General features: G+C 63.2%; 16 protein-coding genes. 4 read left to right on the top strand and 12 right to left on the bottom strand.

The features are described from left to right. Positions 1-45: 45 nt before the first annotated feature. From JHD67_RS04645 to JHD67_RS04635, 3 genes are all read right to left on the bottom strand, one after another. Positions 46-2,241 carry a hypothetical protein gene (locus JHD67_RS04645; RefSeq protein ID WP_199097801.1) on the bottom strand — a complete coding sequence of 732 codons (2,196 nt, stop codon included), beginning with the start codon at positions 2,239-2,241 and terminating at the stop codon, positions 46-48. Positions 2,242-2,378: 137 nt separating this feature from the next. Then, on the bottom strand, positions 2,379-4,037 hold the full coding sequence (locus JHD67_RS04640; RefSeq protein ID WP_199097798.1) for an MFS transporter: 1,659 nt from the start codon (positions 4,035-4,037) through the stop codon (positions 2,379-2,381). 179 nt (positions 4,038-4,216) lie between these two features. Then, entirely contained in the window at positions 4,217-5,725 is a 1,509-nt protein-coding gene (locus tag JHD67_RS04635; RefSeq protein WP_199097796.1) for a carbohydrate porin, read from the bottom strand. Between the two features lie 216 nt (positions 5,726-5,941). On the opposite strand from JHD67_RS04635, the gene acs reads away from it, so the two are divergent. Continuing rightward, the gene (gene acs, locus JHD67_RS04630) at positions 5,942-7,882 is read left to right on the top strand and encodes an acetate--CoA ligase (protein WP_199097794.1); all 1,941 of its coding nucleotides are present in this window, start codon (positions 5,942-5,944) and stop codon (positions 7,880-7,882) included. An 82-nt stretch (positions 7,883-7,964) separates the two neighbouring features. Beyond that, positions 7,965-8,636, top strand: a complete 672-nt coding sequence (locus JHD67_RS04625; protein WP_199097792.1) for a response regulator transcription factor — start codon at positions 7,965-7,967, stop codon at positions 8,634-8,636. Positions 8,637-8,672: 36 nt separating this feature from the next. Here JHD67_RS04625 and JHD67_RS04620 read toward each other — a convergent pair whose 3' ends face one another. Then, entirely contained in the window at positions 8,673-12,140 is a 3,468-nt protein-coding gene (locus tag JHD67_RS04620) for a PAS domain-containing hybrid sensor histidine kinase/response regulator (RefSeq protein ID WP_199097881.1), read from the bottom strand. Between the two features lie 170 nt (positions 12,141-12,310). Between JHD67_RS04620 and JHD67_RS04615 the strand changes: the two genes are divergently transcribed. Continuing rightward, positions 12,311-12,889: a 4'-phosphopantetheinyl transferase superfamily protein gene (locus tag JHD67_RS04615; protein ID WP_343214304.1), complete on the top strand. Its 579-nt coding sequence runs from the start codon at positions 12,311-12,313 to the stop codon at positions 12,887-12,889. 73 nt (positions 12,890-12,962) lie between these two features. Then, positions 12,963-13,706 carry a pyridoxine 5'-phosphate synthase gene (locus tag JHD67_RS04610; RefSeq protein ID WP_199097788.1) on the top strand — a complete coding sequence of 248 codons (744 nt, stop codon included), beginning with the start codon at positions 12,963-12,965 and terminating at the stop codon, positions 13,704-13,706. Between the two features lie 207 nt (positions 13,707-13,913). On the opposite strand, the gene JHD67_RS04605 is transcribed toward JHD67_RS04610, so the two are convergent. The 8 genes from JHD67_RS04605 to dnaN form a co-directional block, all read right to left on the bottom strand. After that, on the bottom strand, positions 13,914-14,330 hold the full coding sequence (locus JHD67_RS04605; RefSeq protein ID WP_199097786.1) for a biopolymer transporter ExbD: 417 nt from the start codon (positions 14,328-14,330) through the stop codon (positions 13,914-13,916). 5 nt (positions 14,331-14,335) lie between these two features. After that, positions 14,336-14,749 carry a biopolymer transporter ExbD gene (locus tag JHD67_RS04600; protein WP_199097784.1) on the bottom strand — a complete coding sequence of 138 codons (414 nt, stop codon included), beginning with the start codon at positions 14,747-14,749 and terminating at the stop codon, positions 14,336-14,338. Between the two features lie 11 nt (positions 14,750-14,760). Next, positions 14,761-15,507, bottom strand: a complete 747-nt coding sequence (locus tag JHD67_RS04595; protein ID WP_199097782.1) for a MotA/TolQ/ExbB proton channel family protein — start codon at positions 15,505-15,507, stop codon at positions 14,761-14,763. Between the two features lie 49 nt (positions 15,508-15,556). After that, positions 15,557-16,216 (bottom strand): energy transducer TonB, encoded by a 660-nt coding sequence (locus JHD67_RS04590; protein WP_199097780.1) that lies wholly within the window; start codon positions 16,214-16,216, stop codon positions 15,557-15,559. Between the two features lie 202 nt (positions 16,217-16,418). After that, complete coding sequence (locus JHD67_RS04585) at positions 16,419-17,708, bottom strand: tetratricopeptide repeat protein (RefSeq protein ID WP_199097778.1); 1,290 nt, start codon at positions 17,706-17,708, stop codon at positions 16,419-16,421. Between the two features lie 316 nt (positions 17,709-18,024). Further along, the gene (gyrB, locus tag JHD67_RS04580) at positions 18,025-20,439 is read right to left on the bottom strand and encodes a DNA topoisomerase (ATP-hydrolyzing) subunit B (RefSeq protein WP_199097777.1); all 2,415 of its coding nucleotides are present in this window, start codon (positions 20,437-20,439) and stop codon (positions 18,025-18,027) included. 76 nt (positions 20,440-20,515) lie between these two features. After that, entirely contained in the window at positions 20,516-21,595 is a 1,080-nt protein-coding gene (recF, locus tag JHD67_RS04575) for a DNA replication/repair protein RecF (RefSeq protein ID WP_199097775.1), read from the bottom strand. Positions 21,596-21,691: 96 nt separating this feature from the next. Next, complete coding sequence (dnaN, locus tag JHD67_RS04570; protein WP_199097774.1) at positions 21,692-22,792, bottom strand: DNA polymerase III subunit beta; 1,101 nt, start codon at positions 22,790-22,792, stop codon at positions 21,692-21,694. Between the last annotated feature and the right edge of the window lie 183 nt (positions 22,793-22,975).

The following is a 22,975-nucleotide window of genomic DNA, read 5'->3' as shown; positions in this document are numbered from 1 at the left end:
CCAGTGTGCGCCGGCAAAGTCTCAGCGCTCGCGACACCGCGCCGGTCAGGGCGTGGGAGCTAGCTGCGCCTGCAGCGCGCGCGCCATCGTGGCCAGCGGATAGTGCTGGCGAAGCTGGCGATCGAGCTCGGCGAATGCCGGTTCGGAGATGGTCCAGCCCAGTGGAATCGGATAGTCGCCGGGGCATAGCCGGAAGTGCCACAAGCTATCGCCCCGCATCGGGTTCGCCAGGTCCGGATGCAGGGCACGCAGCAATTGCACTCGCGCGTACTCGCCCCGCGCCACGCGGGTGGCCAGCAAAGCGTACAGCGGCGCAATCGCTTCGCCGCGCACACTGTCGCGCACGCGTCCGGGCTCGGCCGGACAGACGGCGGTGTACAACGGCCACGGTTTCTGCGCGTCGTGTTGAACCACGAAGTCGGTCATCTGTGGATCGTTGCTGAGGTGGATCACCAGGAAGCGCAGGGTCTTGCCGCGCTGCGTGGCGCGCTCACGCAGCAGCCTCATCACCTCCAGCAAGGTCGTGGCGCCAGAATTTTCGAAATAGCCTCCATCGACCAGTTGCACGCGCGCAGGCACGGGAGGATTGGCGGCGTTGGCGAGCAAGGTTCCGGCCGGATTGATATAGGTAAAGCGCGCACCGTTGAGCACCACCTCGCTCAGGGGCACGCGCGGATCGAGCCAGCTCGAACCATCGAAGCCGGCCGTCCATGCTTGGCGCTGCGGTGTGGCGATCGGCTGAAAGGGATGCTGCACGAAGCGCTTCCCCTCGGTCACCGTGGCGCTGTTGATAAACAACGCCGGCAACCGCGTGGATACTTTGCCATCGGCGTCGCGATAGAGATCGGCGAATGGCTGTGGAAAACTCGTCATGCCCTGCGTGCGCGCGGCCGCTTCCCACGCACGCGTCAAGGCGCGGGCACGATCGTTGAGCCAGGCACCCGGCAGCCACCGTTGAGTGAAGTCGACGAACAACGCATTGGCCAGCGTCGGCGCGAGAAAGTCATGACTGAGCATGGCTTGCGCGCGCGCAGCCATGCCTGCAGTGCCCGCTGCATCCGGCTCGTGCAGCATGCCCGCATAGGTGGCCAGCCCAAGGCCGCCTCCGGAAACGCCGCTGGCAGCGAACAGGTAACGCGCCAACAAGGGTTCGCCAGCCTGCGGCTGCAACGCATCCAGCTGTGCGGTAAGGCGGCTGAGCACCAGCGCGGTCCACGCCGCGCTGCGGATGCCACCGCCTTCGGCCGATACCAACAGCACCGGACAAGGATCGCGTTGCGCACAGCGATCATCCAGCCAAGCGTCCATGTAGTCGTCGAAACGCACACGGTTATCCACAGGCGCCGCCGTGGGTTGTTGATAAGTCGCCATGTCCGCGTACTGGCGCACTTTGTGGTTGTCGTTGAGATGCAGCCAGTGCAGCGCCGCCGCCAGCAATAACAGGCTGCTGAGCAAAGGCACGCCGCGACGATCGCCGACCATGCACAGCAGGCTTCCGGTGGAACAGTAGAACGCCTCGGCGATCAACAGCATGGCCAATGGGCCGATACCATCGAGTGCTTCGGGTCGCACGGCGATCAGCACGGTGGCCACGATATTGAGCACCACTACCACGGCGTAGAACACGCACGGCGCCCTGCCCAGGTCGCGCACGCGCCACACGCGTGCTTCGCCGGGCGTGCGACCGAGCGGCGTGAGGTGTCGAGGCAGCCGGCGTGCCGCGACATTCCACAAGCGACGACGGGTGACAAAGAACACCACCATCACCGCGGATTCCAGCAGCAAACCGATGGCACGCCAGCCGCGCTCGCCGCAGGACTGGCCCACCGCCGGGCATGCGCCATGCGGCAACTTGGCCAACGCGATCACGAAGCCCACGCACACCAGCAAGGGCACCGCCGCACCGAGCACGCGCGGCAGCCAGTCGCGCAGCATCGCGGCGCGACGCTCCTGCAGGGCGGGCCAGCGCGGATAGCGCAAACGGTAGGCATTGCGCGCGGCATACCAGATCGACAATCCGGCCAGCGCGCTACTGGCCAGCAAGGCGAGGTAGCGGCCTTCGCTGGGATCGGTCCACAGCGCGATCAGGAACAACTCGGCGGCCTGGTCCACGCCGATGGTCACTGCGCTGGCGATGCCAAGCACCAGCAGCGATACACGTATTGGCTTGAGGTGGTCGAGCAGCAACGCGGTCCAGCCGATCACGCGTCGCCAATGACGGCGCACCGTGGGACGGGACATTGTTCTATCGCGCGCACGCATCGGCATGCCTTCCTCGCGGGGACCGGGCCGCGAACATCATAGACCGTAGGCAGCGTGCAAAAGAAAGGGTGCGGCTGAACCACGCCGCACCCCTGCACTTCAACCGTGCGTGGTGATCAGTGATTGATGTCGACGTCTTTGGTTTCGCGCAGGAACAGCAAGCCGATGAAGAATGTCGCCACCGCCACGATGATCGGATACCACAGGCCGTAGTAGATATCGCCCTTCCACGCCACCAGCATGAAACCGATGGTGGGCACGAAGCCGCCGAACCAGCCGTTGCCGATGTGGTACGGCAGGCTCATCGAGGTGTAGCGGATGCGCGTGGGGAACATTTCCACCAGCCACGCGGCGATCGGACCGTAGACCATGGTTACGTAGATCACCAGGATCGCCAGCAGCGCCACCAGCATCGGATAGTTGCTCTGCGCGGGATCGGCCTTCTCCGGATAGCCGGCCGTCTTCAGCGCCGCGCTCAATTGCGTGCCAAAGGCCTTGCTCTGTTCGCCGAATGCCTTGCTATCCAGCGCGGTACCTTCGAACGAGGAGATCGTCTGGTCGCCGATCTTCACTTCGGCCACGGCGCCGCGTTCGGCGGTTACGTTTGAATACGGAATGCCCTTTTTCGCCAGCGCACTCTTGGCCACGTCGCAGGAGCTGGTGAATTTGCTCTTGCCGACCGGATCGAACTGGAAGCTGCAGGCCTGCGGATCGGCCACCACGTTCACTGGTGATGTCGCGGCAGCCTGCTCGATCGCCGGATTGCCGAAGTGGGTCAGGCCTTTGAAGATCGGAAAGTACGTCAGCGCCGCGAGCAGGCAACCCGTCAATACGATGCCTTTGCGCCCCACGCGATCGGACAGCCAGCCGAAGAACACGAAGAACGGCGTGCCAATGGCCAGCGCGGCCGCGATCAGCAGATTGGCCGTGGTGCCCTCGACCTTGAGGCTTTGGGTAAGGAAATACAGCGCATAGAACTGGCCCGTGTACCACACCACCGCCTGGCCGGCGGTGGCGCCGAGCAGCGCGAGGATCACCAGCTTGAGGTTCTTCCACTGGCCAAAAGCCTCGGTGAGCGGCGCCTTGGACTGCTTGCCCTCGGCCTTCATTTGCTGGAATACCGGCGACTCATGCAGCTGCAAGCGGATGTACACCGACACGATCAACAGCAGCGAGGAGATCAGGAAGGGTACGCGCCAGCCCCATGCCTCGAAGGTTTCCGTGCCCAGGCCCAGACGCGTGCCCAGGATCACCAGCAGGGACAGGAACAGGCCGAAGGTGGCGGTGATCTGGATGAAGCTGGTGTACAGGCCACGCTTGCCTTGCGGCGCGTGCTCGGCCACGTAGGTGGCGGCGCCACCGTACTCGCCGCCCAACGCCAGGCCTTGCAGCAGGCGCAAGGCGATCAGGATGACGGGCGCGGCCACGCCGATGGTGGTGTAGCTGGGCAGCACGCCGACCAGGAAGGTCGACAAGCCCATGATGACGATGGTGATGAGGAAGGTGTGCTTGCGGCCGATCATGTCGCCCAGGCGGCCGAATACGATGGCTCCGAACGGTCGCACGGCGAAGCCCGCGGCAAAGGCCAGCAGCGCAAAGATGAATTGGCTGGTTTCGTTGAGGCCGCTGAAGAAGTGCTTGCCGATCAGGGCGGCAAGCGAGCCGTAAAGGTAGAAGTCATACCACTCGAACACCGTACCCAGGCTGGAAGCCAGGATGACGCGACGGTGGTTGGTATCGAGCGGCCCGCGCATATCCACTGCAGTCGTTGCCATGATGTTGCCCTCTGAGGTCGTGCCCGGTCAGGACGTTGGAAGGTGATGTCGGGGCGCAAACAGCCGCAGGCTAATGCCACCTTTCGGCTTCCCTCTCCGTCGTCGGGTCCGGGGCCTCTCGGCACCACTTTCCCGATATCGCAGGCGGCGACGCCCCCCGGCGCCGCCGCTTGGGTGCTTTAGAACTTGTACAAACCGTTCAAGCTGACCTGGTTGCCGTCGGTGTTCTGACGCTGGCCGGCCGAGCCCACCTGGTAGCGAAGCTTGTCGTACATCCACTCCACGCCCAGCTCGTAGTTGCCCGAGGCGTATTGCAGGCTCAGCGCCGACTGGTCGTTGCGCAACAGCGCAGTGCCGGCGATGGCACTGGTGGTGGTCCAGCGCACGACGTCGTTGTTGTTCGGGCGTCCCATGGCGTAGAAAGCGTTGACGCTCCACTTGGGCGTGAAGTTGTAGCCCGCCTGCACATAGCCGCCCGATTCCTTGATGTCGCCGAACTGCGACATGGCGCCAAACAGCTCGCCCAGCGCCTTGCCGGAGTAGGCCAGGCCCTTGAAGGTCCACGGTCCGGGCTTCCACTGGCCGCCCAATTCGTAGCCCACGCTTTGCAGCGAATCCTTGATTGGCTTGGGTGCGATGTCGCCCACGCCCTTGAGGTCGATCTGCGACCAGTGCGCCACGAAGTAGGCCAGCCAATCCGAACCCTGTGCATGCAGGCGCGCTTCCACCTGTGGATGGAAGTTGGCGGAACCGGCATTGAGGTAGTTGGTGTTGGAGGTGCCCGCCACGTTCTGCGGACCGCTCCAGTTACCCTCGAACACACCGAGGTCCAGGCGCCACTTGACGCCATCGGAACCGTGGTTGAGATCCTGCATCCACACCACGCCCGGATAACGCCAGCCGACGAAGCCGGCGCCATAACCCAGCGGGAAGGCGATATGGTTGAGCGAGGTGGCCGTGTTCTCCAGCGGGAACATCAGATCCCACTGTTGGCCGATGCGCACGGTGGCGCCGATATCCGGATTGACCAGATCCATGTAGGCCTGGCGCAGGCGCGGCAGCGGTTGCTGCTGCGAATAGGCGCCGGTGCCGTTGTTGCCACCGAAGAAGTCCATCTCGATACGGCCACCACCGTTCCAGCTGTCGTTGAGCTTGGCGCCGGTGAAGTCGAGCCAGAACCGGGTGTTGCGCACATCGAAGCCACTGAGCGAGCCGGTATAGCCGTTCTCCTTGTTGGCCGCGGTGGGCGGCGCCGGGATCAGGGCGTTCTGGCCGTTGCCGTAGTTGGCGAAGGTCTTGTCCTGACCGAAGGCACTGGCACTGATAAAGCCATGCAAGGCCACGGTGAGGCCGCTGGCGGTGACAAACTGCGGCTTGGGCGCGGCCTCCACCTTGGTGGACGTGGCCTGCGCGGTGGTGTTGGCCTGCTCGGCGGTAACCTGCGCCGCCTGGGCGGTTTGCGCGGCCTGCGTGGTGGCGCTCTTCTGCTCCTGGATCATGGCCTTCAGCTCGGCCAGTTCCTGTTCCAGCTGGTTCACGCGCTGCTCGAGTTGCGCCTCGCGCGTGCCGCTCTTGGCCGTGCTCTTGGTCGGTGCGCTTTGGGCATGCACGCCCAGCGGCAAAGCCAGTGCGCAGGCTATGCTGAGCGCCAGCAACCGATGATGTCGTGCGGTGGTAGGACGTGTCATGGCGTGCCTCCCCAGGTCGATGACAGGTCGAGCTTGTCGATGCTGCAATGCGAGCGCCTATTCCCCATTGGTCGAACCTCGACCAAAGTCGAAAGCGAACGGCAACATCCCGCTCACCGGCCAACCGCTACACTCGATGGCTACCGCCGGCGCCATGAACGCTGCGGCACTTACAACGTATGAGGATGCCGGCCCAGAGGCCGCAGGAGCCACGCGATGACCAAGCTCTACCCCGTCAGGCCCGATTTCGCCGCCAAGGCGCGTATCCGCAAGGAGGACTACCAGCGGCTATACGCCGAATCGGTCAACGATCCGGCGGGGTTCTGGGGCAAGGTGGGTCAGCGCCTTGCGTGGATGAAGGCACCGACCAAGATCAAGAACGTCTCCTTCGACCCGCACAACCTGCACATCCGCTGGTACGAGGACGGCGAGCTCAACGTATCGGCCAACTGCCTGGACCGCCACCTGGCCGAGCGCGGCGACAAGACCGCCATCATCTTCGAAGGCGACGACCCCAACGAGTCGCGCCACATTACTTATAAGGAACTGCACGCCGAGGTGTGCAAGTTCGCCAACACGCTCAAGCACCTGGGCGTGACCAAGGGCGATCGCGTGGCGATCTACCTGCCGATGATCCCCGAGGCCGCCGTGGCCATGCTGGCCTGCGCGCGCATCGGCGCGGTGCACTCGGTGGTTTTCGGCGGCTTCTCGCCCGACTCGCTGGCTGGCCGCATCGCCGACTCCACCGCCAAGGTGGTGATCACCGCCGACGAAGGCGTGCGCGGCGGCAAGAAGATTCCGCTGAAGGTCAATGTGGACGCCGCGCTGGAGCGACCGGGCACCAACAGCGTGGAAACCGTGATCGTGGTGCGCCGCACCGGCAGCGCCGTGCCCATGCAGTCTCCCCGCGACCGCTACTACCACACGCTGATGGAAGGCCAATCGGCCGATTGCCCGCCCACGCCGATCGAAGCCGAGCACCCGTTGTTCATCCTTTACACCTCCGGCTCCACCGGTAAGCCCAAGGGTGTGCTGCACACCTCCGGCGGCTACCTGGTGTATGCCAGCTACACGCACGAGCTGGTGTTCGACCTGCGCGAAGACGATGTGTATTGGTGCACCGCCGACGTGGGCTGGGTCACCGGCCACAGCTATGTGGTGTACGGCCCGCTCGCCAACGGCGCGACTACCCTGATGTTCGACGGCGTGCCGAACTACCCGGATACCAGCCGTTTCTGGAACGTGGTCGACAAGCACAAGGTCAGCTTGTTCTATACGGCGCCCACGGCCATCCGCGCGCTGATGCGCGAAGGCGAGGCCCCGGTGAAGAAGGCCTCGCGCGCGTCCCTGCGCGTGCTCGGTTCGGTGGGTGAACCGATCAACCCCGAGGCCTGGGAGTGGTACTACCGCGTGGTGGGCGACGAACGCTGTCCGATCGTGGATACCTGGTGGCAGACCGAAACCGGCGGCATCCTCATCACGCCGCTGCCCGGCGCCACCGATACCAAGCCCGGTTCGGCCACCTTGCCGTTCTTCGGCGTGGTGCCGGCGGTGGTGGATGCCGGCGGCACCGTGCTGGAAGGCGCCACCGAGGGCAACCTGGTGATCACCGATTCCTGGCCGGGCCAGATGCGCACGGTGTACGGCGACCACCAGCGGTTCATCGACACGTATTTCAGCGCTTATCCCGGCAACTACTTCACCGGCGACGGCGTGCGCCGCGATGAGGATGGCTACTACTGGATCACCGGCCGCGTCGATGACGTGATCAACGTGAGTGGGCATCGCATCGGCACCGCCGAAGTGGAAAGCGCGCTGGTGGCGCACCCCAAGGTCGCCGAGGCCGCCGTGGTGGGTTGCCCGCACGAGATCAAGGGCCAGGGTATCTACGCCTATGTCACGCTGATCGCGGGCGAAACCGGCAGCGACGAATTGCGCAAGGAATTGATTGCCTGGGTGCGCAAGGAGATCGGTCCGATCGCCACGCCCGATTACCTGCAGTGGGCGCCGAGCCTGCCCAAGACCCGCTCGGGCAAGATCATGCGCCGCATCCTGCGCAAGATCGGCGAGAACCAGCCCGAACAGTTGGGTGATATCTCCACGCTGGCCGATCCGAGCGTGGTGAAGAACCTTGTCGACGAACGTCTCATCAAATAACGAGGAATAAGCGCGGAGGATGTAACGACGTGAGCACGCTACGCTGCTCAGCGTTTTCATCCTCTTCGCGATTCTCCAGCCCATGCCCGACGTACTGATTGCCGACGACCACCCGCTCTTTCGCGACGCCTTGCAACGCGCCGTGCTGGCGGCGGTTCCCACTGCCAGCGTGCGCTGTGCGGACAGCGTGTTCAGCCTGCTCAGCTTGATCGAGCAATACCCGGATGCCGAATTGCTCCTGCTCGACCTGCATATGCCAGGCGCGCGTGGTTATTCGGCGCTGGCGCATATCCGCGGCCAATACCCCGGCCTCCCTACCATCGTGGTCTCCGGCCATGAGGACGTGCAGGTGGCACGGCGCGCGCTGGCGCATGGCGCGTCGGCATACATTCCCAAGTCCACGCCGGGCGAGGAGATCATCACCGCCATCCGCAAGGTGCTCGACGGCGATGTGTGGCTGCCGCACCAGTTGGTCGGCGGCGGCATGGAACTCAAGCCCGACGAAGCGGCCGTGGCCGATCGCGTCGCCACGTTGACACCGCAACAGTTCCGCGTGCTCACCATGATCGCCGAGGGTCTGCTCAACAAGCAGATCGCCTATGACCTGGGCGTGTCCGAAGCCACGGTGAAGGCGCATATGACCGCGATCATGCGCAAGCTGGGCGTGAACAACCGCACGCAGGTCGCCCTGGCCGCCAGCCATCTGGCGATCGATCAGGAAGGCATGCCTCCGCTGCCGGACGACGACGAGTAGCTCAGCAAGACCCCGCCGTTCGCTTCATGGCGCGACTCAGGCCGGTGTCTGCCGTCGCAGCAACGCACTCAGCAGCGCGCGCAGGGCAGCCGGACGCACGGGCTTGTGCAGCAGTGGATAACCCAGCGCGCGCGCGCGTTGCTTGAGTTCGCTGCTGCCATCGGCGGTGATCATCGCCACCGGTGGCAACGCGCCCAGCACATGGCTCAATTGCTGCAACGCCTGCAAACCATCGAAGTCGTCGGTGAGGTGATAATCGGCCAGGATCAGGTCGATGCGCCCACGACGCAGCTCTTGCTCGGCCTGCCCGACATCGAGCGCGGTACGGCAATCCACGCCCCAGCGCTGCAACAGCGCGCGCATGCCATCGAGGATGGCCGGATCGTTATCCAGGCACAGCACCGTCAGTGGCAATTGCTCGTTCGATACCGGATGCGATGGTTGGCGACGACGCGGCACCGCGGTTTCCACACGCGGAACACGGATGGCAAAACGACTGCCCTTGCCTTCGCGCGATTCCAGTTCGAGCCGATGATGCAGGATGCCGGCAATGCGCTCGCAGATCGACAGGCCTAGCCCCAGCCCCTTCTCGCCCCAGGGTGAAGGTCGATCCAGCCGCTGGAACTCTCCGAAGATGCGCGCACGCTGCCCGGCAGCAATGCCTGGACCGGTATCCCACACCTCGATCCGCACCTCGTCACCGATGCGCCGCGCGCCGAGCAGAATCGCGCCTTCGCGCGTGTAGCGCAGCGCGTTGGAAATGAAATTCTGCAATACACGGCGTACCAGCTGCGGGTCGCTGCGTACGGCCAATTTGGTCGGCACCACGCGTAAACGCAGGCCACGACGCTCCGCGATCACCGCGAACTGGGCCTTCAACGAATCGAATAGATCGGCGAGCGCGAAGTTGTTGATATCGGCTCGATAACTCCCCGCGTCCAGACGCGAGGTGTCGAGCAGGGCGTCGAGTAGATCCTCCGCCGCGCGGAACGAGGCGTCGATACGCTCGGCCAATAGACTGGCCTCCGCATCGAGGCCCGGGTGTTGGCGCAGTGCAGCCGTGAACAAGCGCGCCGCATTCAAGGGCTGCAGCAGGTCGTGCGAGGCGGCTGCAAGAAAACGTGATTTGGAGGCATTGGCGGTTTCCGCCTCGCGCCGGGCGTGTGCCGTCGCGCTCAACGCTTCGCTGAGTTCCGCGGTACGCAGTTCCACGCGCTGTTCCAGGTTCTCGTTGGCTTCGATCAACGCCTGTTCGGCATGTTTGTACGCGGTGACATCGGTATAGGTGGTGACGTAGCCGCCCCCCGGCAACGCACGCCCGCGCATCTCGATTACCGTACCGTCGGGGCGCACGCGCTGAAACAGATGTGGCGAACCCGCATGCATGTGGCCGATGCGTTTGGCAACGTGCGATTCCACTTCGCCTGGGCCGCATTCGCCATGATCGGCGTTCCAGCGGATCAGATCCGCCACTGGCACCCCCACATAGACCATGCCGTCCGGGTAGTCGAACAGCTCCAGGTAGCGGCGATTCCACGCCACCAGGCGCATGCCGGCATCGACCACGCTGATCCCTTGCGAGACATTCTCCAGCGTGGTGGAAAGCAATTCACGATTGAAGCGAAGCTCCTGCGAGGCCTCGTCCATCAGGGCCATGGCTTCGGCGATATCGAGGCCTGAGCCTGACAATGCCCCCATCAGGATGCGTCGCGCACTGGCCGCGCCCACCGCCGACGCCAGCAGGCGTTCGGTGTATTGGATCAAAGCGCGATCGGCGGCTTCGCCCGCTTGCAATGGACGCCCGCGGCGCTCGGCGTACTCGTCGAAGGCACGCTGGCTGGTGCGTTCGCCCACGATGCGTTCGGCGATGGTGCGAAGATCCGCCACGGCCACGCGACCGCGCCAATCGCCGGCACCTCGGCTATCGATCGCATACGGATCGATGAACATGGCCGCATGCAACCGCTCCTCCAGGCTGGGACGAAAACGCAGCGATACAAAGATCAGGCAGGACACGTTGACCAGCAGCGACCAGAAGGTGCCGTGCATCACCGGGTCCCACCCACTGAGGTGAAACAGCGCCTGTGGCTCCAGCCAACTCAGGCCCATCGGCCCCGTGCTGAGCCACGGCGCGGTGCGATCCATGGCCGGGAACAGCAAGGTGTAAGCCCACACGATGAAACCCGCGGCCAAGCCTACGGCCACGCCCTTGCGACTCGCGCTGCGCCAGTACAGCGCGGCGACGATGGCCGGCGCAAACTGCGCCACGGCCGCGAACGCAAGCAGGCCGGTGGCGGCAAGATTGGCGGTATCGGCCACCACGCGGTGATAGACATAGGCCATCGCCGCCAGCGCGATGATCGCGATGCGTCGCACCAGCAGTACCAACTGCGAGAGGTCGGCGCGCTGTTCCAATTTCAGCCGGCGAATGCGTAACAGCATCGGCATGACCAGGTCGTTGCTGATCATGGTGGACAGCGCCACCGACGAAACGATCACCATGCCGGTGGCCGCGGAAAAGCCGCCGAGGAAGGCCAACAGCGCGATGCCGCGATCGCCGTGCGCCATCGGCAGATTCAGCACCCAGGCATCCTTGTTGCCCATCTGCACCTGCGGTATGCCCAGGCCGGCCGCAACGATCGGCAGCACCGCCAGACTGACGATCGCCATATAGATGGGGAACAACCAGCGCGCGCGACCGAGGTCACGCGGGTCTTCGCACTCGACCACGCCAATCTGGAACTGCCGGGGCAGGCAGAACATGGCGCAGAAGGCGAGCAGGGTCTGCGCCATGAAGCCGGGCGATACACCCTGGGAAAGCTGCTGGAGCGGCAGTTGCACGGTTTCCTGCAGACCCGGTCCGCGCCACAACGCATAAGCGGCCAGCACGATGAACACGAGCAGCTTGATCAGCGATTCCACGGCGATCGCCAACATCATGCCGTGGTGATGTTCGGTGGCATCGATGGTTCGGGTGCCGAACAGAATGGCGAAGGTCGCCAGCAGGATGGCGCACCACAGCGCACTGTCGCCCAATTGCGCCGTGCCCGGCACGCCAAAGCCGCCCAATACGGCATACGACATCGCCACTGCCTTGAACTGCAAGGCGAGGTAGGGCACCACGGCAATCACCGCGATGATCGCGACCAACGCGGCGAGTCCATGCGATTTGCCAAAACGCGCGCCGATGAAATCGGCGATCGAGGTGATATTGCGATGACGCGCCACCAGCACCAGCCGGCGTAACAGGCCGAAGCCGAACACGAACAGCAGGATCGGGCCGAGGTAGATCGGCAGATAGCCCAGCCCATCGCGGGCAGCGGTGCCCACTGCGCCATAGAACGTCCATGACGAGCAATACACCGCCAGGGCGAGGCTGTAGACCAAGGGGCGCAAACGCGGCTGGCGCGGATACAAGGGACGCCGATCCCCCGCGTAAGCCACCACGAACAGCAGGCCCACATAGAGCAGGGAAACCAACAACAACAGCCAACCGGCGATCAAACGCGTTACTCCGCCAAGTGTGCATCCCAGCAATGGACCGTGGCCGGGCGGTTCGGTACCCGCCACGCTTGTCACTCGCGCCACCCACCCGGCACCATGCAGGGATGAGGACGACAGACGGCCAGATGCCAGCGAAAGTAGCAGAGCGGCTAGGTGATGACGAGATACACGTGTGGCGGCTCCGCTATGACCATCACCAGGGGCGGGCGCCGTTGTACGCCATGCTGGCCGCTTATCTCGGCGTGCCCGCGAGCGACGTGCAATTGGAGGAGGCCGCCCACGGGCGTCCTTCCCTGGCTCCCGCGCACGGCGAGGCGCTTTCGTTCAACTGGTCACACAGCCACGACCAGGCACTGATCGCCATCGCCCGGGGCGTGGTGCCCGGGGTCGATCTGGAGCGGCTACGGCCGCATCCGCGGGCGCTGACCATTGCCCAGAGGTATTTCAGCCCCTCTGAGACAAAGGCATTGGCCGGCCAGCCGGAAGCTCGACGCGATCGCGCCTTTCTCGAACTATGGACGGCGAAAGAGGCCGTGCTCAAGGCGGTTGGGCGCGGCATCGCGTTCGGGTTGCATCGGCTAAGCATCGGCGGCTCGAGCGAACAGCCGGTGCTCGATTACCTGGAAGGTCATCCCGCCGAACAATGGCAACTGCATCGCGTAGCGCTGGACGATGCACACGTGGGTACCCTGGCGTGGCACGGCGCTCCACGCCGGGTGCGGCTATGGACACTTGCCGACGCCGATTGATCGGCGCACTGTGTGCAACCCGCCGCCAGGACAGGCGCGGGTTCTTGTTCTGCCAGCGAGTATCGCTCTCCTCATGACCCTGCTCAGCGTCAACCTCAACAAGATCGCCGTACTGCGCAATTCGCGAGGCGGCACCGAACCAGACATCCTGCGCGCCGCGCAAACCTGCATCGAAGCGGGTTGCGGCGGCATTACCGTGCATCCGCGGCCGGACCAGCGCCACGTGCGTCCCGACGACGTTCGCGCGCTTGCCGCCATGTTGCGTGGACGAGTGGAATACAACATCGAAGGCAACCCTTTCGCACCGGCGCGGGGCGGTTACCCTGGCCTGATCGAACTCGCACGCGAAGTGCGTCCGAGCCAGGTGACATTGGTACCTGACAGTGACGGCCAGATCACCTCCGATCATGGCTTTGACCTGCAGCGCGACATCGACGTGCTGCGACCACTGGTGGCGGAGCTGCGCGACATCGGTTGCCGCGTGAGCCTCTTTGTCGATTCCGGCGCGAATGGCTTCGAAGCCGCCCTCGGCATCGGCGTGCAGCGCATTGAAATCTATACCGGCCCTTATGCCCACGCGTTCGCCGAAGGCGACGTGCAGGAGGAGCTGGAGCGTTGCGCGGACACTGCACGCCGAGCCCAGCAGGCGGGTCTCGCCGTCAATGCCGGCCATGACCTCAGTCAGGCCAACCTGGGTACGTTCAAGGCGGCCATTCCGGGGCTGGCTGAGGTTTCCATCGGCCACGCGCTGATCGGTGAAGCCCTGTACGAAGGGCTGGCCACGACGGTGCGCAACTACCTGCAAATCCTGCGCTGATCGGCGAGCGGGGCGCGTTGGGACGCGCCCTTGGCCGCATCCCGTCGGCCAGCGGCCAGGGTTGTCCACGCATTAGTGTTCCGGTGCCGGTAGCGCTGTCATTTGGACGTCTAAACGGCTTTCTGTCCAAGCTGCAACAATCCCAAAAAAGAACCCCCGCGTGAGCGGGGGTTCTAAGGGTAGTGTTGCGATGATTCCTTGTGGGAATCATTGACCTTCGGTGAAGCCGATCTTGGTCAGACCGTAGCTCTTGGCATCGGACAACACGCGGGCCACGTGCTCGTAAGCCACGCCATCGTCCGCGTTGATCTGCACTTCCGGCTGCTTCGCCGGATCGCCCAGACCACCGATCACCGCCAGCTGTGCCTTGAGGCCCAGCTCGTCCACCGGCGTATCGTTCCAGTAGAGCGCGCCCGACTGGTCAATCTTCAGACGGACCGGTTCCGGCGGGTTCTCCGGCTGCACGATGTTTGGGTTCGGCTGCGGAAGATCGATCTTCACTTTGTGAGTAAGCATCGGCGCGGTGATCATGAAAATGATCAGCAGCACCAGCATCACGTCGACCAGCGGCGTGACGTTGATGTCAGCCATTGGCCCCTTACCACTTCCAGAACTGAATGCCATGACTGTTACTCCTTGCCGGTCGTAATGAAACCGACATGGACCATGCCTTGTTCCTTGGCGTCGGCCAGAATCTTCTTCACGACCTTGTATTCCGTGGTCTTGTCCGCACGGATCTGCAGCTCCGGCTGCGGGGCTTTCGCCGCCGCAACCGCAAACTGCGCCTTCAGCTCGGCCTCAGTGACTTCGATATCGCTGAGGTACATCGTGCCATCCGGCTTTACGGCCAAGTCCATCGGCTCCACCGGCTCCGAATCCGAAACCTTCGGATTGGCAGTCGGCAGATCCACCGTGATTCGATGGGACATCAGCGGTGCCGTGATCATGAAGATGATCAGCAACACCAGCATCACGTCGACCAGCGGCGTGACGTTGATCTCCGACATCGGACCGCCGGCATTGCCTCCGGTGCTCATTGCCATGGGTCAGATCCTCACTTGCCTTCGACGCGCGCGCCGGTGGCGAAGAAGTCGTGCAGGTCGTGCGCGAACTCGTCGAACTGAGCGTAGGTCAGGCGGTTGGAGCGGTTGAAGAAGTTGTAGGCGAGCACGGCCGGGATAGCGGTGAACAGACCGAAGGCGGTCATGATCAGAGCTTCACCCACCGGACCGGCCACGGCTTCCATCGAAGCATTGCCCGACGCGGAGATCTTGATCAGCGCGTGGTAGATGCCCCACACGGTACCAAGCAGACCGATGAACGGTGCCGACGAACCGACCGTGGCGAGCAGGGTCAGGCCGCCTTCCAGACGCAGGCTCTCGCGAGCAACAGCCTGGCGCAGGGCGCGATCGATGAACTCGGAGCGGCTCAGCGACTCGGCCAGGCGACCACCGCCCGACGAAGCCTGCTGGTGGTGAGCGACGGCCGAAGCGGCGTCGAGGGCGATCTTGGAGAACGGTTCGCCCTTGGGCTGAGCTTCCAGCTCACGGATCGCGTCCTGCGTGGAGCCGTTGGTCCAGAAACCGTTGATGACCTTGTCGGCGCGGCCGCGAACCATAGCGTTGCGGATCGCGTTGGCGACGATGAAGTACCAGGAGGAGAAGGACATCACCACCAGCACCACGAACACGATCCAGCCGAGGGCATCGAAGTTGTGGATAAGGTGGTCGAAGCCCATCGACTTCATGGCTTCGGCGTTGGTGGTACCGCCCGCGGGGGCCGGAGAAGTTTGCAGGAACATAACGCTACCCTTGGAAAGTCAAGCGTGAACTAATTGACCGTAACCGAAGTTACAGCTGATTGAGATTGAAATTGATCGGAACGCGAACATAGCCTTCTGTCTTGGTCCCGTTCCTGATGTTCGGATTGAAGCGCCACTTGCGTGCCGTTTCAATCGCTGCCTGATCCAGCTCGCGGAAACCGCTGGACGCTTCCACCTTGATGTCCTTCGGCGAACCGTCCACACCCACCAGGATCATCAGCGTGACCGTGCCCTCGTGACGCTGGCGAATAGCCTGCGGCGGATACTTGGGCTGAATACGGCTGTTGTAGCTAATGTCCTGACTGGCGGTGATGTCCGCTGGCGGAGCCGGGGGAGCAGGCGGAGCCGGCGGCGGAGCCGGGATCGCATTGGTCGACGCTTCCTCGACAGCCGGCGGCGGAGCCGGCGGCGGCGGTGTCGGCGGCGGCTTGACCTGCTGAATGATCTTCGGCGGCGGCTGCTTCGGCGGCTCCGGCGGCGGCGGCGGCGGTGGCGGCGGCGGCGGCGGTGGCTCGATGAAGTTCACCTGGACAGTGCGTTCTTTCTCTTTCTGCACCTGCTTCGGCGGTGCCATAGGCGCCACCAGCAACAGGAACGCGAACGCATGCAGCGCGATGGCTACGGCCAGCGCCCAGGTACGCCTCCAATTAAACGGCCCTTGGCCGGTTGCTTCGTTACTTGAGGCCATCTGTCACTATCTGGAGCTAATCAATCGGTGAGTCGTGGTCACAGCGCCTGGTGGCAATATCGATCCGAACGGGGGATGACATTTGCCACTGGACGAGAGCACGGAAAGGGTTCAACGGTACAACAGCACATGGCATTTGTATAGCACTCATGAGGCAGCGAAATAGACGTCTATCCGCCTCACTCGTGTTACACGTTCTGCCTTACTTGCTCGCTCCCTGCGCCTTCAGCCAAGCCTTTGCTTTTGCAGAGGTTTCGGGGTCCTGTGCGGCCTTTTCCATGGCTGCGATCGTGCCCGGCTTGTCCTTCAGACCACGGCACGCTTCGGCCAGCAACATATAAGCAGTGCCCTTGTGCTGCACGCCCTTGTCGATGCCCTGTTGGAGGAGGCCCTTGGCCTCGCTGTACTTGTTGTCGGCGAGCAGCAGCTGGCCGGCACGAATGTTCGGCTCGCCGTCCTTCGCCTCCGGGATAGCCTTCTTATAGGCATCCAGCGCCTTGCTGCTGTTGTCGGCCAGGTAAGAGGCCGCGCCGAGCAGCATGTAGTTTTCCGCGGTGGGTTGCACGACACCCTTGCTTAGACCTTCGTCGAGGGTCGCCATGGCCTTGCTGGCCGGGCCCTTCTGGTCGCTGCTGTCCTGACCGGTGATCAGGTAGAGCTTGGCCAGATTGACATAGTCCTTTTCCTGCTTGAACGAACCGGCGGCCTTGGCCTTCTCCATCAGCGCAATGGCTTCCGGATACTTCTGGGCCTGCATCAGCACGGACACGGCGTTGTTGAGCGCGTTGGGGTCGTTCGGGTTGGAGGCCAACTGCTGCTGGGCGAGCTGAGCGGCCTGGTCGGCCTGGCCGGACTCGGAGTAGCTGGCCATCAGGATCTGGTTCCAGCTGTCGTTCGGCTTGTCGGTGAGCGACTGTGCCTTCTTGATGGCGGCAATGGCTTCCGGGAACTTCTCGAGGCGGTAGTAGGCGTTGCCTTCCAGCGCGTAGGAGTCAGCGGTTTCCTTGCGGCCTTCGGCGCGCCACTTGGCGATGGTGTCCAGGGCTAGCTGGTACTGCTCGTCGGCCACGTAGAACTGGGCCAGTTCGTACTCAAGCTGGAAGTACGTGTCGTTCGGCAGCACGCCGTTGTCGAGCGCGCGCTTGAGCAGGTCGATGGCGCCCTTTACGTCGCCGTCGTTGTAGCGCAGGTTGGCCAGGCCCTGCAGGGCCAGTGCCTGGGCGTACTTGCTCTTGCTGCCGTCCGCGATGGGCTGGAGCAACTGGACTGCCTTGTCCTTTTCCTGATCGTTGACAGCGTCGAGGCCGGCGTTGATCGCCTTCTGATCCTTGTCGCTGCTCAGATCGAGCTTGGGTTCCTTGCGGGTAGCGTTCGGATACAGCGCTTCCTTCTTGTCCTTGGAAGAGCTATCGCCCGCGATGACCGGGGTGCTCACCACGGCCAGGGCCAGCGCCGAACCAGCGAGCATCTTGATCAGGGGAACACGCTTCATGGCAGTCCTCAGGTGTTGGGATTTCTCACGCACACGGCGTGGGGGATCGCTGAGCGTAACCTGACTGGGAGTCAGATAACAAGTCGCAATGCGACAACAAAGATTGTTAAGAATCAATAAGTTGAAACATACGCCAGCGACTGGGCATGATTTGCAATCAGCTAAGTCAGACGTATCGTGACTTTCCACCCTGGAAAACGGCCTTTTGGGTTCCCCCGCTCCTTGTATTAATGCGCTAATACAGTAGTACGCGGAGGCAAAGGAAAGGACGGTGTGACGGTCATCGCATGACAACCGCCAACACCGTCCCGAAACATCAGATGTCCAGGTTGGCCACCTTGAGCGCGTTCGCTTCGATGAAGTCGCGACGCGGCTCGACCGCCTCACCCATGAGCATCGAGAACATCTGGTCCGCGGCGAAGGCATCCTCGACGCCTACCTGCAGCATGCGGCGCGTTTCCGGATTCACGGTGGTTTCCCACAGCTGTTCCGGATTCATTTCGCCCAGACCCTTGAAGCGCTGGATGGTGCGGCCTTTCTTGCCTTCTTCCAGCAGCCAGTGGCGCGCTTCGGCGAAGCTGTTGATGCCGCGCGAACCGTTGCCGCGGCGAACCACGGCCTCCGCCTGCACCAGGCCGGCGAGCTGCTGGCTCACCTGCAGGATCGGGCGGAACTCCGCACTGCTGAAGAACGGTTGCGGCAGCAGCCAGGTGTGGCTCAGACCATGCTGGTCACGCACCACTTCGACGGCGGCGGGCTGTTCGTCCACCGCGGGACGCAGGGCCAGGCGATAACGCGGTTTGCCCAGGCCACTCGCCGCGAGGCGAAGTTCGACGCCCGCCAGCCAGCCCTGCATCGCACTGGCGTCGGTCCACAGTGCCGGTTCCAGCGGCGTGTGTTCGAGCAGCGCGGTGAGCACGGAGGCGTCAAAGCGATGACCCAGACGCTCGATCTGATCCAGCGCGGCCTGGTAGTCACGCAGCAGCTTTTCCAACGCTTCGCCGCTGATACCGGGCGCATCCTTGGAATACTGCAGCTCGGCGCCATCCACGGCACTGGAAACCAGGTAGCTGTTGAGCGCCGCGTCGTCCTTCAGGTACAGCTCCTGCTTGCCCTGCTTGATCTTGTAGAGCGGCGGCAAGCCGATGTAGACGTGGCCACGCTCGATCAGTTCCGGCATCTGACGATAGAAGAACGTCAGCAACAGGGTGCGGATATGCGAACCGTCCACGTCCGCGTCGGTCATGATGACGATGCGGTGGTAGCGGAGCTTGTCCGGGTTGTACTCCTCCTTGCCGATGCCGGTGCCGAGCGCAGTGATCAGCGTGCCCACTTCCGCCGAGGACAGCATTTTGTCGAAGCGGGCCTTCTCCACGTTGAGGATCTTGCCCTTCAGCGGGAGCACGGCCTGGGTCTTGCGGTTGCGGCCCTGCTTGGCCGAGCCGCCTGCGGAGTCACCCTCGACCAGGAACAGTTCGCACAGCGCCGGATCCTTTTCCTGGCAGTCGGCCAGCTTACCCGGCAGGCCGGCGATATCCAGCGCGCCCTTGCGGCGGGTCATTTCGCGCGCCTTGCGGGCGGCTTCGCGGGCGCGGGCAGCATCCACCACCTTGGAGGCAATGGCCTTGGCTTCGCCCGGGTGCTCCAGCAGGAATTCACCCAGCTTTTCGTTGACGGCCTGCTCCACCGCGGTCTTCACCTCGGAGGAAACGAGCTTGTCCTTGGTCTGCGAGGAGAATTTGGGGTCCGGCACCTTCACCGAGAGCACGGCAATCAAGCCTTCGCGCATGTCGTCGCCCGACAGCGCGACCTTGGCGTTCTTGGCCAGGCCTTCCTTCTCGATGTAGCCCTGCAGCGAACGGGTCAGCGCGGCACGGAAGCCCGTGAGGTGGGTGCCGCCGTCGCGCTGGGGAATGTTGTTGGTGAAGCAGAACATCGTCTCCTGGTAGGAGTCGGTCCACTGCATCGCCAATTCCACCGAAATGCCGTCCTGCTGAGCGCTCAGGCTGATCACGTTGGGGTGCAACGCGGTCTTCAGCTGCGCCAGATGCTGTACGAAGGAGCGGATGCCGCCCTCGTAGGCAAACCGGTCGCTACGCCCTTCCCCACGCTCATCCTTCAGGTCGATGGTGACGCCCGAGTTGAGGAAGGCCAGCTCGCGAAGGCGCTTGGCCAGGATGTCGTAGTGAAATTCGGTATTGGTGAAGGTTTGCGTGCTCGGCAGGAAGCGCACGGTGGTGCCGCGCTTGCTGGAGGGGCCTACTTCCTTCACCGGGTACTGCGGCTCGCCCAGCGCGTATTCCTGCTGGTATTCCTTGCCCTCGCGGCAAATGGTGAGCCATAGATGCGAGCTGAGGGCGTTCACCACCGACACGCCGACGCCATGCAGGCCGCCGGAAACCTTGTAGGAGTTGGCGTCGAACTTGCCACCCGCATGGAGCACCGTCATCACCACTTCGGCGGTGGAACGGCCCTCTTCCGGGTGCATGTCCACGGGAATGCCGCGGCCGTTGTCGGTGACGCTGACTGAGCCGTCGTCGAGGATAGTCACGGTGACATGGTCACAGTAGCCCGCTAGTGCTTCGTCGATCGAGTTATCGACGACTTCGAACACCATGTGGTGCAGGCCGGTGCCGTCATCGGTATCGCCGATGTACATGCCGGGGCGCTTGCGCACCGCTTCCAGACCTTTCAGAACCTTGATGTTGCTCGAATCGTAGGATGCGTTCATTCGGTGACCGATTCCTGGGCGCCTTTTCCCGCCCGGAGCGGCGCCATACAAGGCCGGGAGGGGGACAATCGAAGGATTATAGCAGGGGGGCGAGAAGGCCTTGTTCCACGTGGAACACGTGGGTTGGGCCGGCTTGTAGGGCGTCCGGCACCTCCGTGCCGGTAATCAATACCTGGGCGCCCACGGCGCGCAGTTGGCCAACCAGGGCGGACTGGTGCTCCTTGTCCAGCTCGGAAGCCAGATCGTCCAGACATACCACTGGCCACTCGCCCCGTCGCTCGGCATAAAGCGCCGCCTGGGCCAGCACACAGGCCAGTGCCGTCAATTTTTCCTGCCCTCGCGACAAATGCTCGCGCAACGGTGCATGTTCAAAGGCGATCACCCAATCCGCCCGATGCGATCCCTGGGTGGTGTGTCCGCGCGCCAGATCTCGGCCGCGCTGGCTGGCCAGCAATTCCGCAAGCGATGTTCCGTCTGGCCAACCGCGTCGATAGCGCAATTCCACCTCACCAAGTTCTGGCAGTAGCGCCTGGACGTGTTCTAGTAGATGGGGGCGAAGTGCATCGAGATAAAGCATGCGCTGCCGATCAATCAGCTCTGCGGCGGCAGCCAGTTCGGCCTCCCACGGCAGAAACAGGGCGTCTGTGCTGGCGATGGTGGCGCGCAGCAAGGAATTTCGTTGCTTTAGAGCCCGTTGATAGCGCCGCCAAGCGAGCATGAAGGCGTGTTCCACGTGGAACACGCCCCAATCGAGATAACGCCGCCGCTCTTCTGCCCCGCCGGCAATCAAGGCGTGAGAGCCGGGTTCGAAGCAAACAACCGCGCACTCCTCCACCAGCTCACTCAATGTGACCGTTTCGCCATCGATGCGTGCTTCCCAGCGCGGGCCTTGTCGACCCAACCCCACGCGTCGCAATCGCCCATCGGCATGCCGAAGCTCCGCAAACACCGCCAAAGCGGGCTTTCCGCGCTGAATCAGGGCGTCTTTTGCGCCGCTGCGAAAGGATCGGCCATGCGATAGCAAAAACGCCGCTTCGAGCACACTGGTTTTGCCCGCACCGTTAGCCCCGGCAAACACCGTAACGCCCTCCCCCAACGGTATGGACACGTCGTCGAGGCAGCGCAAACCCTGGATGCGCAATCGTTCCAGTCGCATATCACCGGGTCCCGCAAGCAAGAACGCCGGAGTGTCTTGCGACGACTCCGGCGTTCCCGTGTGGCTTGCCCAAAACGGACAAACGAAGCATCAACATCACAGACGCAGCGGCATGATCACGTGGCGTGCCTGGTCGTTGTCGTCTTCCTGCACCAGACAGCTCGATTGGGCATCACGCAGGTTCAAACGTGCCCGCTCGCCACGCAGCGCACCCAGCGCATCAAGCAAATAGCCCACGTTGAAGCCCACGGCCAGATCCGAAACCACCGTGTCGGCTTCCAGCTCTTCCACGGCTTCTTCCTGCTCCGGATTGTGGGCCACGATGCGCAGCTTGCCCGGCGACAGTTCCAGTTTCACGCCGCGATACTTTTCGTTGGAAAGAATCGCGGCGCGCTGCAAGGCACCGCGTAGCACTTCGCGATCCAGCGATGCGTGTTTGTCGGCACCAAGCGGAATGACCGCTTCGTAATCCGGGAAACGACCGTCAATCAACTTGGACGTAAACACCACATCGCCGCGACGCACGCGCAGATGGTTACGGCCAAACTCCAGTTCGACCTCGCCTTCGCCGGCTTCGAACAGACCGATCAACTCATTCACACCCTTGCGCGGAATGATGATCTGGCGACGTCCGGATACCTTGCTCTCTAGCTTGGTTTCCTTCAGCGCCAAACGGTGTCCGTCGGTGGCGACGCAGCGCAGCGTGTGCTCCTGGACGTCCAGCAGCATGCCGTTCAAGTAGTAGCGTACGTCCTGGTTAGCCATGGCGAAGGCCGTGCGCTCCATGAGATCGCGCAGTACTTCTTCCGGCAGCGTGACTCGCTCAACCAGCTCTATTTCATCGATGGTCGGGAATTCGGTAGCGGGCAGTGTCGCCAGCGTGAAGCGGCTGCGTCCTGCGTTCATGGCCACGCGATCGCCGTTGAGCTTCAGTTCGATCTGCGCGCCATCGGGCAACGCACGAACGATGTCGTACAGCTTGCGCGCTGGAATGGTGATCTCGCCGTCCAACAGTTTATCGGCGGTAGTGGCCGCGATCATTTCCACTTCCAGATCGGTGCCGGTCATCGACACTTTGCCGTCTGCGACCTTTACCAGCAGGTTGGCTAGCACCGGCAGGGTTTGGCGGCGTTCGACCACGCCTACGACCTGCTGCAACGGTTTGAGCAGAGCTTCTCGTTGAATGCTGAATTGCATGTATGCGCTTCCCCAATTCTGCTTTTATGTTTTTAAAAGAAGTTCTGTAGTGGTGGTAGGGGTCGTGGATAACTCAAAAAACGAAAATTATCCATGAGAATCAAAAACTTGGGCGATTCTCACATTGTGTTCGAAATGGGAGGATCACTGTGGGCCAATTGTGGATAACTTGGCCGTCCAATT

This window comes from Dyella sp. ASV21 (assembly GCF_016428975.1).
Classification (GTDB): Bacteria; Pseudomonadota; Gammaproteobacteria; order Xanthomonadales; family Rhodanobacteraceae; genus Dyella.
The sequence above is the reverse complement of the archived record's forward strand: the minus strand, read 5'-3'. Positions and strand labels throughout refer to the sequence as shown.

Bases quoted from the DNA above. Each gene is read 5' to 3' on its own strand.
- JHD67_RS04610 (WP_199097788.1), top strand. From the start codon at position 12,963: ATGACCCTGCTCAGCGTCAACCTCAACAAGATCGCCGTACTGCGCAAT.
- JHD67_RS04605 (WP_199097786.1), bottom strand. From the start codon at position 14,330: ATGGCATTCAGTTCTGGAAGTGGTAAGGGGCCAATGGCTGACATCAAC.
- JHD67_RS04585 (WP_199097778.1), bottom strand. From the start codon at position 17,708: ATGAAGCGTGTTCCCCTGATCAAGATGCTCGCTGGTTCGGCGCTGGCC.
- JHD67_RS04600 (WP_199097784.1), bottom strand. From the start codon at position 14,749: ATGGCAATGAGCACCGGAGGCAATGCCGGCGGTCCGATGTCGGAGATC.
- JHD67_RS04645 (WP_199097801.1), bottom strand. From the start codon at position 2,241: ATGTCCCGTCCCACGGTGCGCCGTCATTGGCGACGCGTGATCGGCTGG.
- JHD67_RS04590 (WP_199097780.1), bottom strand. From the start codon at position 16,216: ATGGCCTCAAGTAACGAAGCAACCGGCCAAGGGCCGTTTAATTGGAGG.
- acs (WP_199097794.1), top strand. From the start codon at position 5,942: ATGACCAAGCTCTACCCCGTCAGGCCCGATTTCGCCGCCAAGGCGCGT.
- JHD67_RS04625 (WP_199097792.1), top strand. From the start codon at position 7,965: ATGCCCGACGTACTGATTGCCGACGACCACCCGCTCTTTCGCGACGCC.
- dnaN (WP_199097774.1), bottom strand. From the start codon at position 22,792: ATGCAATTCAGCATTCAACGAGAAGCTCTGCTCAAACCGTTGCAGCAG.
- gyrB (WP_199097777.1), bottom strand. From the start codon at position 20,439: ATGAACGCATCCTACGATTCGAGCAACATCAAGGTTCTGAAAGGTCTG.
- JHD67_RS04595 (WP_199097782.1), bottom strand. From the start codon at position 15,507: ATGTTCCTGCAAACTTCTCCGGCCCCCGCGGGCGGTACCACCAACGCC.
- recF (WP_199097775.1), bottom strand. From the start codon at position 21,595: ATGCGACTGGAACGATTGCGCATCCAGGGTTTGCGCTGCCTCGACGAC.
- JHD67_RS04635 (WP_199097796.1), bottom strand. From the start codon at position 5,725: ATGACACGTCCTACCACCGCACGACATCATCGGTTGCTGGCGCTCAGC.
- JHD67_RS04640 (WP_199097798.1), bottom strand. From the start codon at position 4,037: ATGGCAACGACTGCAGTGGATATGCGCGGGCCGCTCGATACCAACCAC.